General features: G+C 65.4%; 12 protein-coding genes. 10 read left to right on the plus strand and 2 right to left on the minus strand.

Annotated elements, in window-relative coordinates; genetic code table 11:
* Positions 1 to 74: 74 nt before the first annotated feature.
* The 6 genes from C2L64_RS36470 (at position 75) to C2L64_RS36495 (ending at position 7,285) form a co-directional block, all read left to right on the plus strand.
* Positions 75 to 1,097: an ABC transporter ATP-binding protein gene (locus C2L64_RS36470; RefSeq protein ID WP_007733724.1), complete on the plus strand. Its 1,023-nt coding sequence runs from the start codon at positions 75 to 77 to the stop codon at positions 1,095 to 1,097.
* Positions 1,094 to 2,197 (plus strand): ABC transporter ATP-binding protein, encoded by a 1,104-nt coding sequence (locus tag C2L64_RS36475; protein WP_009770854.1) that lies wholly within the window; start codon positions 1,094 to 1,096, stop codon positions 2,195 to 2,197. Before C2L64_RS36470 ends, C2L64_RS36475 begins: the two co-directional genes overlap by 4 nt.
* 44 nt (positions 2,198 to 2,241) lie before the next feature.
* Entirely contained in the window at positions 2,242 to 3,738 is a 1,497-nt protein-coding gene (locus tag C2L64_RS36480; RefSeq protein WP_039902606.1) for an ABC transporter substrate-binding protein, read from the plus strand.
* 5 nt (positions 3,739 to 3,743) lie between these two features.
* The gene (locus C2L64_RS36485; protein ID WP_009770856.1) at positions 3,744 to 4,688 is read left to right on the plus strand and encodes an ABC transporter permease; all 945 of its coding nucleotides are present in this window, start codon (positions 3,744 to 3,746) and stop codon (positions 4,686 to 4,688) included.
* Positions 4,688 to 5,566, plus strand: coding sequence for an ABC transporter permease (locus tag C2L64_RS36490; protein ID WP_009770857.1), 879 nt, complete (start codon positions 4,688 to 4,690; stop codon positions 5,564 to 5,566). Before C2L64_RS36485 ends, C2L64_RS36490 begins: the two co-directional genes overlap by 1 nt.
* An 81-nt stretch (positions 5,567 to 5,647) precedes the next feature.
* Complete coding sequence (locus C2L64_RS36495; protein WP_009770858.1) at positions 5,648 to 7,285, plus strand: gamma-glutamyltransferase family protein; 1,638 nt, start codon at positions 5,648 to 5,650, stop codon at positions 7,283 to 7,285.
* A gap of 73 nt (positions 7,286 to 7,358) precedes the next feature.
* Here C2L64_RS36495 and C2L64_RS36500 read toward each other — a convergent pair whose 3' ends face one another.
* Both C2L64_RS36500 and C2L64_RS36505 read right to left on the minus strand, forming a co-directional pair.
* Positions 7,359 to 8,279 carry a response regulator gene (locus C2L64_RS36500; RefSeq protein WP_009770859.1) on the minus strand — a complete coding sequence of 307 codons (921 nt, stop codon included), beginning with the start codon at positions 8,277 to 8,279 and terminating at the stop codon, positions 7,359 to 7,361.
* A gap of 215 nt (positions 8,280 to 8,494) precedes the next feature.
* Complete coding sequence (locus tag C2L64_RS36505; protein ID WP_009770860.1) at positions 8,495 to 9,382, minus strand: LysR family transcriptional regulator; 888 nt, start codon at positions 9,380 to 9,382, stop codon at positions 8,495 to 8,497.
* A 100-nt stretch (positions 9,383 to 9,482) separates the two neighbouring features.
* Here C2L64_RS36505 and C2L64_RS36510 point away from each other — a divergent pair, with 100 nt between their 5' ends.
* The 4 genes from C2L64_RS36510 to C2L64_RS36525 all read left to right on the plus strand — a co-directional run bounded on the left by C2L64_RS36510 (position 9,483) and on the right by C2L64_RS36525 (position 13,740).
* Positions 9,483 to 10,787, plus strand: coding sequence for a CitMHS family transporter (locus C2L64_RS36510; RefSeq protein WP_009770861.1), 1,305 nt, complete (start codon positions 9,483 to 9,485; stop codon positions 10,785 to 10,787).
* Positions 10,788 to 10,811: 24 nt separating this feature from the next.
* A complete protein-coding gene (locus C2L64_RS36515; RefSeq protein ID WP_009770862.1) occupies positions 10,812 to 12,170 on the plus strand; it encodes an acyclic terpene utilization AtuA family protein in 1,359 nt (452 codons plus the stop codon).
* 1 nt (position 12,171) lies between these two features.
* Positions 12,172 to 12,483 (plus strand): AtuA-related protein, encoded by a 312-nt coding sequence (locus tag C2L64_RS36520; protein ID WP_009770863.1) that lies wholly within the window; start codon positions 12,172 to 12,174, stop codon positions 12,481 to 12,483.
* 240 nt (positions 12,484 to 12,723) lie between these two features.
* Positions 12,724 to 13,740: a VTT domain-containing protein gene (locus tag C2L64_RS36525; RefSeq protein WP_007733628.1), complete on the plus strand. Its 1,017-nt coding sequence runs from the start codon at positions 12,724 to 12,726 to the stop codon at positions 13,738 to 13,740.
* The last annotated feature ends 89 nt before the right edge of the window (positions 13,741 to 13,829 follow it).

The raw sequence follows: 13,829 nt of genomic DNA on the forward strand, positions 1-13,829 counted from the left end.
TGTACGAGGGGCGCCAGTATGATCGTTCGATGACGATCTGCAAGGACGAGCAACACGATGCGGAGTACCCAGGCATGACCGGTGCTGAACGCCAACCCGTTCTCGATGTACGCGGCTTCTCGTTGAAGTTTTCGAACGCGCCCGATGTGCCCAATGTCGTCGATAACGTCTCTTTTCCCGTTCATGCTGGCGAAACGCTGTGCATGGTCGGAGAGTCAGGCTGCGGCAAGAGCGTCACGTCGCTGGCGCTGATGGGATTGCTCGCCAGTCCGCCCGCGCGGCGCGTCGCGGGCACTGCGCATTTCGAAGGCATGGATCTGTTCGCGCTGTCCGAGCGCGAGCTGGCCGACATTCGCGGCAACCGGATGTCGATGATCTTCCAGGAGCCGATGACCTCGCTCAATCCCGCCTATACGATCGGCGAGCAGATTGGCGAGAGCATCCGGCGGCATCGCGGCGTCAGCCGTGCAGAGGCGCGCGAAGAAGCACTGAAGATGCTGCGCCTCGTCCATATTCCCGCCCCCGAAACGCGGCTCGACACTTTCCCCCATCAACTGTCGGGCGGCATGCGCCAGCGCGTGATGATCGCGATGGCGCTTGCCAACAGCCCGCGTCTTCTGATCGCCGACGAGCCGACCACCGCGCTCGACGTGACCATCCAGGCGCAGGTGCTGTCGCTCGTGCGCACGCTCCAGGCGGAGACGGGCACGGCGATGCTGCTGATCACGCACGACCTCGGCGTGGTCGCCGAAGTCGCGGATCACGTCGCTGTGATGTATGCGGGCAGGATCGTCGAGTACGGCACGGTCGCCGATCTGTTCGACGATCCGCAGCATCCGTACACGATCGGCCTGATGGGCGCGATTCCGTCCGTCGGCAAGCGCGAAGGGTCGCTCGCGACAATTCGCGGCTCGGTGCCGTCGCCCGAGCAGATGCCGCGCGGCTGCCGCTTCGCGCCGCGCTGTCCGTTCGCGGAGCAGCGCTGCATCGACGCCGCGCCGCCCGACCGGACGCTTTCGGGCGAGCATCGCGTCGCATGCTGGCTCGCGCCTGTCGAGCAGCTCGTCGAGCCGGTGCAGCAGAAGGAGCTGACATGACGAGCCCGAAGCACATCGCGACACCCATCCTCGAAGCGAGCGCGCTGACCAAACGCTTCGGCGGCGAGCGGCAGATGTTCGCGCGCACGCCGACCGTGCATGCCGTCAACGAAGTGTCGTTCGCCGTGCAGACGGGCGAGACGTTTGCGATCGTCGGCGAATCGGGATGCGGCAAGTCGACGCTCGGCCGTCTGCTGCTGCGCCTGATCGACGCGACGCAGGGCCGCGTGCTCTATCAGGGCGAAGACATCACGCACTGGCAAGGCGCGAAGCTGCGCCGCTTGCGCCGCGAGATGCAGATCATTTTTCAGGACCCGTTCGCGTCGCTGAATCCTGGCATGACGATCGGGCAGATCATCGGCGAGCCGGTGGCGTTTCATGGTCTCGTTCGCAATGCGTCTGAGCGCCGCGAGCGCGTCGCGCAACTGTTGACCAAAGTCGGCCTGCAGCCCGCGTATGCGGAGCGCTATCCGCATGAGTTTTCCGGCGGGCAGCGGCAGCGCATCGGCATTGCGCGCGCGCTGGCGGGCGAGCCGAAGCTGATTGTCGGCGACGAGCCGGTTTCGGCGCTCGATGTGTCCGTGCAGGCGCAGGTTATCAATCTGCTCGAATCGCTGAAGGCGGAACTCGGCCTCACGCTTGTCATGGTCGCGCACGATCTCGCCGTGATCCGGCACATGAGCGACCGCGTCGCCGTGATGTATCTGGGCGAAATCGTCGAACTGGCGCAGGTCGACGAACTGTTCGACGCGCCGCTGCATCCGTACACGCAGGCGCTGTTGCGCGCGATTCCCGCCAGCAGCCCGCATGAGCGGCGCACGAAGCCCGCCTTGCAAGGCGATCTGCCGAGCCCGACCGCGCCGCCGCCGGGCTGCCGTTTTCATACGCGCTGTCCGCATGCGAAGCCGCGCTGTTCGCAGGAGCGTCCGCTTGCCGAAACGCTACCGGGCGGGCGGCAGGTCGCCTGTCATTTCTGGCGCGACGTGCAGAACGCGGGCGGCGGCGCGCCGCTCGCCGCGAGCGTCAGCACGAAGCTGAACGAGCGCCTTGCGATCTACCGCGAGAAGCAGGCAGCGCTGACAGCGAACGCGAACCCATAGCACAACCTCTGATGGCAACCCGAACTGCAACAAGGACATAACGCATGCGAAGAATGTTGATTGCCGCCGCGCTCGCAATGGGCGCCTCCGCCGCGATGGCCCAGAGCACCATCCGCATTGGCTTGCAGGACGATATCGGCTCGCTCGATCCGGCGCGCAGCGTGCAGTTCGTCGACCGTATCGTGTTCGCATCGCTGTGCAATTCGCTCGTCGACGTGTCGCCCGACCTGAAGATCGTGCCGATGCTCGCCACGTCGTGGACGACGAGTCCCGACGGCAAGACCCTGACCTTCAAGCTGCGGCAGGGCGTGAAGTTCCAGAACGACGAGCCGTTCAATGCGGCCGCCGTGAAGGCGAATCTCGACCGCTATAGCAGTCTGCCGACCAGCAACCGCAAGAGCGAGCTGTCGTCGATCGATCACGTCGATGTCGTGGACGACAGCACCGTGAAGATCGTGCTGAAGCAGCCGGACGCGGCGCTGCTAGCAACCCTGTCCGACCGCGCCGGCATGATGCTCGCGCCGAAGACGCTCGCCGATGCCGCTGGCGTCGGCTCGCATCCTGTGTGCTCGGGTCCGTACAAATTTGTGCAGCGCGTGCAGAACGATCGCGTCGTGCTGGAGAAGTTCACGGGCTACTGGGACGCGGACAAGTACCCGATCCAACGCGTCGTGTTCCAGCCGATTCCCGACAGCACCGTGCGTCTGGCGAACCTGCGTTCGGGCTCGCTCGACATGCTGGAGCGTCTCGCACCTTCCGATGTCGCATCCGTAAAGGGCGACGCGAACGTGCAGTTCAAGCCGGTCACGGGCCTCGGCTTCTACTACGTGACCTTCAACATCAACAACGGGCCGCGCGGCAACAATCCGCTGAAGGACAAACGCGTGCGCCAGGCGTTCGAGCTGTCGATTGATCGCGAGGCCATCGATCAGGTGATCGGCGCGGGCATTTTCTCGCCGGCCAACCAGGGCATTCCGAAGTCGAGCCCGTACTACAACGCGTCGCTGCCGACCACGAAGCGCGACGTCGCCAAGGCGAAGGCGTTGCTGAAAGCGGCAGGGCAAGAGCATCCGACCGTCGAGTTCGCGTATCCGAACAACACGGTCGCGAGCCAGATCACGCAGATGCTTCAGGCCATGCTGAGCGAGTCCGGCATCACGCTGAAGCTGCGCCCGAGCGATTACGCGACCGAGCTGAACGCCGGACACAGCGGCGATTTCGAGGCGATGTACACGGGCTGGTCGGGCCGCGTCGACCCGGACGGCAACCTGCATCAGTTCAATACCTGCGCGGGCAACCTGAACTACGCGCATTACTGCAACCAGCAGGTCGACTCGCTGCTCGATAACGCGCGCACTCGGCTCACCTCGGCCGAGCGCAAGACGGACTACGACGCCGCCGGCAAGATCCTCGCCGACGACGACCCGATCGTCTATCTGTACGCGCAACCGTGGCCGTTCGTGCTGTCGAAGAAGGTGCAGGGCTTCACGCCTTCCGCCGACGGTCTGGTGCGCCTGCGCGGCGTGTCGGTGAAGGGCTGAGCGTCATGCTGCGGATCATCGCGAATCGCATGCTGGTGGCCGTGCCGACGCTGATCCTGGTGTCGGTGTTGATCTTCGGCCTGCAAAAGCTGTTGCCGGGCGACCCGGTGCTGGCGATGGCGGGCGAAGATCAGGACGCGCAGGTCATCGCGACACTGCGCGTCAAGTATCACCTCGATCAGCCCGTGCCGACGCAGTACGCGCTGTGGGTGCGTGACGTCGCGCACGGCGACCTGGGTTCGTCGCTGCGCACGGACGTGCCCGTGCGCTCGCTGATCGCGCAGAAGCTGCCCGTCACGCTCCAACTCGCGGTAATGGCGATGATCCTCGCAATCGGCATCGGCATCCCGGCCGGCGTGATTTCGGCGGCGAGCCGCGGCGGGCCGCTCGATTACGCGGCGAACATTTTCGCGCTGTCGGGCATGTCGATACCGAATTTCTGGCTCGGCATCATGCTGATTTTCATTGTCTCGGTGCGCTGGCATCTGCTGCCGTCGTCGGGCTATGTGTCGCCGGGCGAGGACTTCTGGCTCAGCATCAAGACGATGCTGATGCCCGCGTTCGTATTGGGCGCGGCGCTCGGCGCGCAACTGATGCGCCACACGCGCAGCGCGATGCTCGGCGTGCTGCGTACGGACTACATCCGCACCGCACGCGCGAAGGGCCTGTTGCGTGGCGCCGTGGTCGTCAAGCACGCGTTTCGCAATGCGTTGATCCCCATCGTCACCGTGCTCGCGCTGCTGTTCGGCGAACTGCTCGCGGGTGCCGTGCTGACGGAGCAGGTGTTCACGATTCCCGGCTTCGGCAAGCTGGTCGTTGATGCCGTGTTCAATCGCGATTACCCCGTCGTGCAAGGTGTCGTGCTCGTCACGGCGCTGGCGTTCATCGTCGTGAATCTGTGCGCCGACGTGCTGTATATCCTGCTCAATCCCCGACTGAGGCGCAGTTGATGGCTACTTCAATCGATGCACGTTCCGCAGCGGCAACGCTGCCGCGCCGCAAGCGCCGCGGGCTCGTGCGCTTCATGCGCAACAAGGCGGCCGTGTTCGGCGCAATCCTCGTCGCGCTGATCGTCGTGATGGCCGTGTTCGCGCCGTGGCTCACGCAGTACGACCCGGTGCAGGCGAGCTTCATGACCGTGCGCCAGGCGCCGTCGGCGGCGCACTGGTTCGGCACCGACGAACTTGGCCGCGACGTGTTGAGCCGCCTGCTGTATGGCGCGCGCGCGTCGCTGCTGGCGGGCGTGGTTTCGGTCGGTATAGCAGTCGTGCTGGGCGTGCCGCTTGGGCTTCTCGCGGGCTACTTCGGCAAGCTCGTCGACGGCGTGATCTCGCGCATCGCCGACGCGCTGCTGTCCATTCCCTTCCTGATTCTCGCGATTGCGTTGAGCGCGTTTCTCGGGCCGAGCCTGACGAACGCGATGGCCGCGATCGGGATTTCGGCGATGCCGCGCTTCATCCGCCTCACGCGCGGCCAGGCGATCAGCGTGAAGGCCGAAGAGTACGTGGAAGGCGCGCGCGCGATCGGTCTCGATCACGCGCGCATCATTCTGCGTTACATTCTGCCGAACGTGCTGCCGCCCATCATCGTGCAGGCGAGCCTCACGGTGGCGAGCGCGATCATCGCCGAAGCGAGCCTGTCGTTCCTCGGGCTGGGGCAATTGCCGCCCTCGCCGTCGTGGGGATCGATGCTCAACACCGCGAAGGACTTCGTCAGCCAGGCGCCGTGGATGTCAATCTTTCCCGGCATCGCGATCTTCCTGGCTGTGCTCGGCTTCAACCTGCTCGGCGACGGTCTGCGCGACGCGCTCGATCCGCGCGAGTCCTGATTCGAGTCTCTGATTCTTTACGCAGCGGCGTGGCTCAAGACGGCGCTGCGGTTGAACTGGCAAAACCCTAAGAGTGACAACATGACAAGCTTCAACTGGCAGAACCCGTATCCCACGCTGCGCATGCCCGTGTTTGCGCGCAACATCGTGTCGACTTCGCAGCCGCTTGCCGCGCAAGCCGGCTTGCGCATGCTGTGGAAAGGCGGCAATGCCGTCGATGCCGCGATCGCGGCGGCTGCGGCGATCACCGTCGTCGAGCCGGTGTCGAACGGCCTGGGCAGCGATGCGTTCGCGCTCGTGTGGGACGGCAAAAAGCTGCATGGGCTGAACGCGTCGGGCGTCGCGCCCGCCGCGTGGAATGTCGATTACTTCAAGCGCAAATACGGCGAGAACAACGGCGTCGCCACGCAGCCGGTGCGCGGCTGGGACACGGTGACGGTGCCGGGCGCGATCGCAGGCTGGGAAGCGCTGCACAAGAAGTTCGGCTCGCTGCCGTTCGCGGACCTGATGGAGCCCGCCATCGAGATCGCCGAGCGTGGCCACGCGGTGGCGAGCGTCGTCGCGCGCAAGTGGGCGGCCGCCGTGCCCGAGTTGAAGAACCAGCCGGGCTTCGCCGATGCCTTCATGCCGCACGGCCGCGCGCCCGAGGTCAGTGAACTGATCCGGATGCCGGGCCACGCGAAGACCCTGCGCCTGCTCGCGGAAAAAGGCCCGCGCGCTTATTACGAAGGCGAAATCGCCGAGCGTATCGCGGCGTTTGCGCGCGAATACGGCGGCGCGATGACATTCGACGACCTGCGCAACTATCAGCCCGAGTGGGTCGAGCCGATCGGCAAGGCGTATCGCGGCTACACGGTGCACGAGATTCCGCCGAACGGGCAGGGCATCGCCGCGTTGATCGCGCTCGGCATCCTCGAACAGTTCGACGTGGCGTCGCTGAAGCTCGACGGGATCGAATCGCAGCACTTGCAGATCGAAGCGATGAAGCTCGCCTTCGCGGATGTGTACCGCTATGTCGCCGATCCGCGTTCGATGGAAGTGACGCCCGAGCAGATGCTCGACGACGCCTACCTGAAATCCCGCGCGAAGCTGATCGACCCGAAGCGCGCGACGCAGTTCGACTTCGGCATGCCGAAGTCGGGCGGCACGATCTATATGTCGGCGGCGGACGAGCGCGGCATGATGGTCAGCTTCATCCAGTCGAACTACATGGGTTTTGGCTCCGGCTGCGTCGTGCCTGGCATGGGCATTTCGCTGCAAAACCGTGGCTGTGGCTTTTCGATGGACCCGAAGTCGCCGAACGTCGTCGAAGGCGGCAAGCGGCCGTTCCACACGATCATCCCGGCGTTCCTCACGCAGCAGGTGGATGGCCAGCAAGAAGCGGTGATGAGCTTCGGCGTGATGGGCGGCGACATGCAGCCGCAAGGCCATTTGCAGACTGTCGTGCGGATGCTCGACTACGGCCAGCAACCGCAGGCCGCGTGCGACGCGCCGCGCTGGAAGGTCAACCGCGACTTCTCGATCGATATCGAGCACACGCTCGACCCGAGCACCGCGCGCGAGTTGGAAGGCCTCGGCCACACGATCAAGTCGATTGACGATCCGTATATGGATTTCGGCTCTGGCCAGTTCATCTGGAAGCTTGACCGCAACGAGCCGGATCGTGGCTATGTCGCTGCGAGCGACAGCCGGCGCGACGGTCTCGCAGCGGGGTTCTGAGCGAGCGCTCGCAGCGTGCCGTGAAGCGTGGAACGACGGCAAAAGCGCGAGAGCGCCTTCGCCGCCGTTCCGCTCAATCAGGCACCGTCCCTTCGCCGTCCTTGCGTTCAACGCGCCGTGCGGCTTTCTCCACGGCGAGCCAGTATTCGCGCATCGCGCCGATCCGTCTCTGGTCCGCATGCACCGACGCCATCGCATGCTTCACGCGCGCCTTGAGCACGGTGGGTTGCGCGTGATTCAGCACGCTGTCGGCGACGCCGTTCAGCAGCGCGCGTTCATAGTCGGCCTTGTCACTGGCCGCGCCGTCCGTCATCAACAGCACGGGCACGCCTTCGAGCCGCGGCTCTTTCTTCAACGCCGCGCATAGCTGTAAGCCGCTCGTGTCCGGCAATGCGGCGTCCACGAGGATCACGGTCGGCAGGCTGTGCAGCGCGCGTTCGAGACCTTGCGCGCCCGTCGTCGCCGACGTGCAGCGACCCAGATCGTGCAGCAGGTCCTGCAGGCGGTTCAACCGGCCCGGATCGCTGTCGACGACCAGAATGTTGTCCGGCAACGCGCCGAGCGTGGGCGGCAGGAACAGGCCGGCGCGAAAGCTCTCCGACTGGTTCAGGATTTTGAGCCGCCTGCGCAGTTGCGTCTCGACGCGCGCGCGCAATTGGGTTGCGTTCAGCGGCTTCGTCACGTAATCGGCTGCGCCGAGCCGGAACGCGTCGATTTCGAGCGCGGGCGCGTCGTGGCTCGTGACGAAGATCACCGGGATTTTCGCGAGTTCGCTGTCGGCCTTCAGGATTTCGCAGAAGTCGAAGCCTGTCATGCCGGGCATGCTCGCGTCGAGCAGAATCAGGTCGGGCGTGGATTGCCGCGCAAGCAACAAGCCCATTTCGCCCGACAGCGCAAAGCGCCGCTCGCCGTAGTCGGAAAGCATATCGCTCATGATGCGCACGGTCGCGACGTCGTCGTCGACGATCAGGAGCTTGAACTTGTACGCTGACATGTGATGCGTAACGCCTCGGAATGAATGCCGAACGCGGCGTTCGTCGACGCCGCTTGCGATGCAGGGTACTACCGCTTGCCGAACTCAAGATTAGGCGGAGATGCATAAAACGGGCAATAGCGATTTCCCGGTAAGGTTGCGATTCCACAATGCGTCCAATCGACTCACGCAGTCATGTGACGCACGCATGTCAAGTGTTCGGATTTTTCCGGCGATCACTTCATGCGTTTCGCGATCAGTGCCACGAAGTCTTCGGCGACGCGGGGCAAGGTGCGGCCACGCTTTTTGATCAGCGCGATGGGCCGCACGAACGAAGGATCGTCGATGGGCCTTGCGACCAGATCCCGTTCGGCCAGCACCTCGCGGGCCGTCGCCGGCAGGATCGTCACGCCGAGCCCGCCGCGCACCATCGCGACGGCCGTCATCATGTAGGTCGGCTCGCAGGCGATGTCGGGCGCGCAGCCGGCCTGCTCGAGCGCCGCATCGACGACGCTGCGAACGCTCGTGCCTTGCGCCGTCAGCACGAGCGGCGATGCGGCGACATCGCTGACCGACACCCGGCGCTTGCGGGCCAGCGCGTGGTCTTTCGGGCACACCACCACGAGCCGGTCGGCGCCTTCGACGAGCACTTCGAGCGCTGCGTCGAAGGTATCGCCGCCCGTCAGCCCGATATCGGCCTCTTCATTGCGCACGAGCGCATTCACCGTGCTCGCGACGACGTCGCGAATCTGGAACTGCGCCTGCGGCACGCGCTTTCTGAACATCTGGATCAGATCGGGCAGTGCGCTCGCCGCGAACGTCGGCAGACAGGCGAGGCGCACGGTGCCGCTCGATCCCTCGCCGAGCGCGCGGGCGTCGCGCAGCACGCGTTCCATGTCGTCGAGCGAGCGCTGCAGGAGCGGCAGCAGCTCGCGGCCCGTCTGCGTGAGCGCGACCGAGCGGCTATTGCGGTCGAACAGCCGCGCGCCGACGGTCTCTTCGAGCCGCCGTATCTGCACGGTGAGCGCCGGCTGTGACAGATGCAGCCGGACGGCGGCGCGCGTGAAATTGCCCGCGTTAGCGACCGTGACGAATGCGCGGATGTCGCGGAGATTCAGATCCATAACGGTTTGTGATTGCTGCGATCAAATCATTTCAATTGTGTTATTGCTGCGCTGAACTTACGCTCGAAGCCATTAAAAGACAAGACTTGGAGACACGCACATGCTGCCTTTACTGGGGCTCGTCACTATCGCCGTATTGCTCGGCGCCATTCTCTCGAAGCGCATGTCGCCGCTCGTCGCGCTGATCATCGTGCCCATTGCGGCGTCGCTGATCGGCGGCTTCGGGCTGCAGACCAGCAAGTTCGTCGTCGACGGGTTGAAGAACCTGGCGCCCGTGGTCGGCATGTTCGTGTTCGCGATCCTGTACTTCGGCACGATCACCGACGCTGGCACGCTCGATCCCATCATCGACCGGATTCTGCGGGCGGTCGGCACGCGGCCGACGCGCATCGTGATGGGCACGACGCTGCTCGCGCTGCTGATCCATCTGGATGGCTCGGGCGCCGTCTGCTTTCTCGTCACGATTCCGGCGATGCTGCCGCTCTACGAGCGCCTGCAGATGGACAAGCGTGTGCTGGCGGCGGCCGTGTCGCTGGCGGCGGGCATCAACTTCCTGCCGTGGACGGGGCCGATGATCCGCGCGTCCGCGTCACTGCATCTGCCCGTCTCGGCGCTGTTCAATCCGTTGATTCCCGTGCAGGCGATCGGCCTCGTATTCGTATTCGGCACGGCGTACTGGCTGGGGCGGCGCGAAGAAAAACGGCTCGGCGTGTCGGGCGCGGCTGGCGCGATTCCGATGCCTCAACGCGAACTCACGCCCGAGGAGCAGGCGCTGCGCCGCCCGCAGAACTTCTGGTTCAACATCGTGCTGACGGTGATCGTGCTCGGCACGATGGTCGTGATGGGCGAGAAGATTCCGCCCGCGATCATGTTCATGGTCGGCCTGTGCATCGCGCTGATGGTCAACTATCCGAACGTCGACATGCAACGCAAGCGCATCGATGCCCACGCGCGCGCCGCGCTGATGATGGCGGGCATTCTGCTCGCGGCAGGCGTGTTCACCGGGGTCATGCAGGGCAGCGGCATGCTGAAGGCCATGGCGCAGTCGGCCGTCGGCTTCGTGCCGCCCGGCATGGCGGGTCACATTCCCGTCGTGCTCGGTCTGCTTTCGATGCCGCTCAGCATGCTGTTCGACCCCGATTCGTTCTACTTCGGCGTGCTGCCCGTGATCGCCGAAGTGGCGGGGCAGCTCGGCGTGCCGTCCGTGCAGGTCGGCCAGGCGGCGCTGCTCGGCCAGATGACGACGGGCTTTCCTGTCAGCCCGTTGACGCCCGCGACGTTCCTCGTGGTCGGCCTGTGCGGGATCGAACTCGCCGAGCATCAGAAGTTCACGTTCCCGCTGCTGTTCGGCGCGTCGATCGTGATGACGATTGCGTGCGTCGTGCTGGGTATTTTTTCGTTGTGAGTTTTAGCAGAGGGTGGTGCGGCAATGACAGCAAATCAGCACGAACGACGTGTCAGGCTCGGAGCCGGCGCAGGTTACTCGGGCGACCGTATCGAGCCCGCCGTCGAACTCGCGGAGCACGGCCAGCTCGACTTTCTCGTATTCGAGTGCCTGGCTGAGCGGACCATCGCGATCGCGCAGGAGGCGAAACGCAAAGATCCGCAACTCGGCTACGATCCGCTGCTCGAAGCGCGCATGCGCGCCGTGCTGCCCGTTGCCGCGCGCAACGGCGTGCGGATCATCTCGAACATGGGCGCGGCCAATCCACACGCGGCTGCGCGCAAGACGGCGCAGATCGCGCAGTCGCTCGGTCTGGGCGGCCTGAAGATCGCGGCCGTGAGCGGCGACGACGTGCTCGACGTCGTGCTGCAAGGCCGGTTCCGCTTCGAGGAATCGGGCGATGACGTCGCGGCGTATCGCGAGCGCATCGTGTCGGCGAATGCTTATCTCGGCGCGGCGCCCATCGTCGCCGCGCTCGATGCGGGCGCCGATATCGTGCTGACCGGGCGCGTCGCCGATCCGTCCTTGTTCACGGCGCCGCTGATCCACGCGTTCGGCTGGCGCATGGACGACTGGACGACGCTCGGCCAGGCGACTGTCGTCGGGCATCTGCTCGAATGCGCGGGGCAGATCACGGGCGGCTATTTCGCCGATCCTGGTTACAAGGACGTGCCAAAGCTCGCGCGGCTCGGTTTCCCGATCGGCGAAGTCACGGCGGACGGGGCGGTTACCATTACGAAAGTGCCGCACGCGGGCGGCCGCGTCAACGCGGCGACCTGCAAGGAGCAACTGATCTACGAGATTCACGACCCGGCTCGCTATCTGCAACCGGACGTGGTCGCCGATTTCACGCAAGTCGAAGTCGCGGAAGAAGCGGTGGACCGGGTGCGCGTGACGGGCGGCAAGGGCACGGCGCGCACGGACACGCTGAAGGTGTCGGTTGCTTATGCGGACGGCTATATCGGCGAAGGGCAGATTTCGTACGGCGGGCCGGGCGCCGTCGCGCGCGCGCGGCTCGCGCTCGACATCGTGCGCGAACGGCTGGCGCTGACGGGCGTGGCCGCGAGCGAACTGCGCTTCGATCTGATCGGCGTCGATTCTCTCTACGGCGAGACAGCCGCCGACGAGCGCGGCGAGCCGTACGAAGTGCGCGTGCGCGTCGCCGGACGCACGGCGACGGCTGAGGAAGCGCTGCGCATCGGCAACGAAGTCGAAACGCTTTATACGAACGGACCGGCGGGCGGGGGCGGCGTCACGAAATCGACACGCGAGGTGCTCGCAGTGCAATCCGTGCTGTTGCCACGCGACGACGTGAACCCGGCATTCGCTTTCGTGGAGGCTTGACATGCAACTACGCGAACTCGCGCATTCGCGCACGGGCGACAAGGGCAACACGCTGAATGTGTCGGTGATCTGTCACGACCCGCGTCATTACGAACATCTGCGCGCCCATCTGAGCGCCGCGCAGGTGAAGGCGTGGCTCGCCGATTTCGTGCACGGCGAAGTGACGCGCCATGAATTGCCGCGCCTCGCGGCGTTCAATTTCGTGCTGCGCGATGCGCTCGGCGGCGGCGTCACGCGCTCGCTCGCGCTCGATGCGCACGGCAAGTCGGTCAGCTCCGCGCTGCTCGGCATGACGGTGCCCGACCCGGACTGACACGGGATCGGCAAGCGATTTCACGGAATTGACCGTGAAATCCGTTACTTTTTGCATGGAAGGACAGGCGGCGCGTTGTACGGCAGGAACACGTCCTCGCGCAATCCCGTCTAGAATCGCCGGGCGTCGCTTGCTGGCCGGGTTCGTTTCCGCCTTCAGCATCTGCGACGCGCAACGCCGTTTCGACGGGCGCCGTTCAGCGAGAACGCCGCCCGCACCATGCTTTAAAGGACCGCTGTCGTGTGGCATTTCCCCACCGCTATCCCCGCTTCGCTCGGCCCGTGGGCCGTGTTTCTCAGCGTGCTGGTCACGCAACTCGGCGTGCCCGTGCCGGCCGCGCCGATGCTGATGCTCGCCGGGACCATGGCGGCGATGGGGCAGGTGTCGTACGCGGGCGTGTTTTGCGCGGCCGTCGGCGCGACGCTGCTCGCCGATTCGATGTGGTTCTTCGTCGGACGCGTGCGCGGCCGGCGGCTGCTGAATGGGTTGGTGCGCTTTTCGCTGTCGCTCGATACGACGCTGCGCACGGCGCGCGGCGTCTTCGAGCGGCACGGCGCGCCGATTCTCACGCTTGCCAAGTTCCTGCCCGGCCTCGGCCTGATTTCCGCGCCGCTGCTCGGTACGACGGCGATTGCGACCAGCGTGTTTCTGTTCTGGGATGCAGTCGGCGCGTCGCTGTGGACGGGCGCGTATCTGCTCGGCGGCGCGGCGCTGCATGACCAGATCGTGCAGACGATGCTGCTGGTGCGGCAAAACGGCGGCACGATCTTCGACGCGTTCGCCGCGATCTGCGTGACGGTGCTGCTGTATCGCTGGGTTCGGCGCGTGCAATTCCGGCGCTTGCTCGCGAAGCGGCGTATCAGCCCCGACCAGCTCGACACGATGATGCGCTCGGACGCGCCGCCGCTGGTCTTCGATGCAAGACCGCGCAGCGTGCGCGAGAAAGAGGCTTACCGGATCGCGGGCGCCTATCCGCTCGATCTCGACTCGCCGGACAAGCTGGACGCCGTGCTGCTCGCGCATCCCATCGTCGTGTATTGCGTCTGTCCGAGCGAGGCGACGGCGCGGCGCATCATCGAGCAGCTGCATCGCAAGGGCATTCGGCACGCGCACGCGTTGAAGGGCGGCCTGGATGCGTGGGAGAAACGCGGCTATCCCGTCGAACCACTGCCCGCCGATTTCTACACGTCGCTGGAACGGCTCGCGGTCGCCGTGCCGGAAGGCGAATACACGGTTCGCGCGACGATGGCGGGCTGAGGCTTCGGCGAATCGTTGTGATTGCAGCGATTTGCCTTTGAGTAGCACGACCGTTCGCAACACTGCGGTCGCTGCAATTTTTCACCTTC

Origin of the sequence: Paraburkholderia hospita, assembly GCF_002902965.1 — a bacterium.
Taxonomy (GTDB): Bacteria; Pseudomonadota; Gammaproteobacteria; order Burkholderiales; family Burkholderiaceae; genus Paraburkholderia; species Paraburkholderia hospita.

Excerpts from the sequence above, each read along its gene's own strand:
- C2L64_RS36470 (WP_007733724.1), top strand. The coding sequence starts at position 75 with ATGACCGGTGCTGAACGCCAACCCGTTCTCGATGTACGCGGCTTCTCG.
- C2L64_RS36475 (WP_009770854.1), top strand. The coding sequence starts at position 1,094 with ATGACGAGCCCGAAGCACATCGCGACACCCATCCTCGAAGCGAGCGCG.
- C2L64_RS36480 (WP_039902606.1), top strand. The coding sequence starts at position 2,242 with ATGCGAAGAATGTTGATTGCCGCCGCGCTCGCAATGGGCGCCTCCGCC.
- C2L64_RS36485 (WP_009770856.1), top strand. The coding sequence starts at position 3,744 with ATGCTGCGGATCATCGCGAATCGCATGCTGGTGGCCGTGCCGACGCTG.
- C2L64_RS36490 (WP_009770857.1), top strand. The coding sequence starts at position 4,688 with ATGGCTACTTCAATCGATGCACGTTCCGCAGCGGCAACGCTGCCGCGC.
- C2L64_RS36495 (WP_009770858.1), top strand. The coding sequence starts at position 5,648 with ATGACAAGCTTCAACTGGCAGAACCCGTATCCCACGCTGCGCATGCCC.
- C2L64_RS36500 (WP_009770859.1), bottom strand. The coding sequence starts at position 8,279 with ATGTCAGCGTACAAGTTCAAGCTCCTGATCGTCGACGACGACGTCGCG.
- C2L64_RS36505 (WP_009770860.1), bottom strand. The coding sequence starts at position 9,382 with ATGGATCTGAATCTCCGCGACATCCGCGCATTCGTCACGGTCGCTAAC.
- C2L64_RS36510 (WP_009770861.1), top strand. The coding sequence starts at position 9,483 with ATGCTGCCTTTACTGGGGCTCGTCACTATCGCCGTATTGCTCGGCGCC.
- C2L64_RS36515 (WP_009770862.1), top strand. The coding sequence starts at position 10,812 with ATGACAGCAAATCAGCACGAACGACGTGTCAGGCTCGGAGCCGGCGCA.
- C2L64_RS36520 (WP_009770863.1), top strand. The coding sequence starts at position 12,172 with ATGCAACTACGCGAACTCGCGCATTCGCGCACGGGCGACAAGGGCAAC.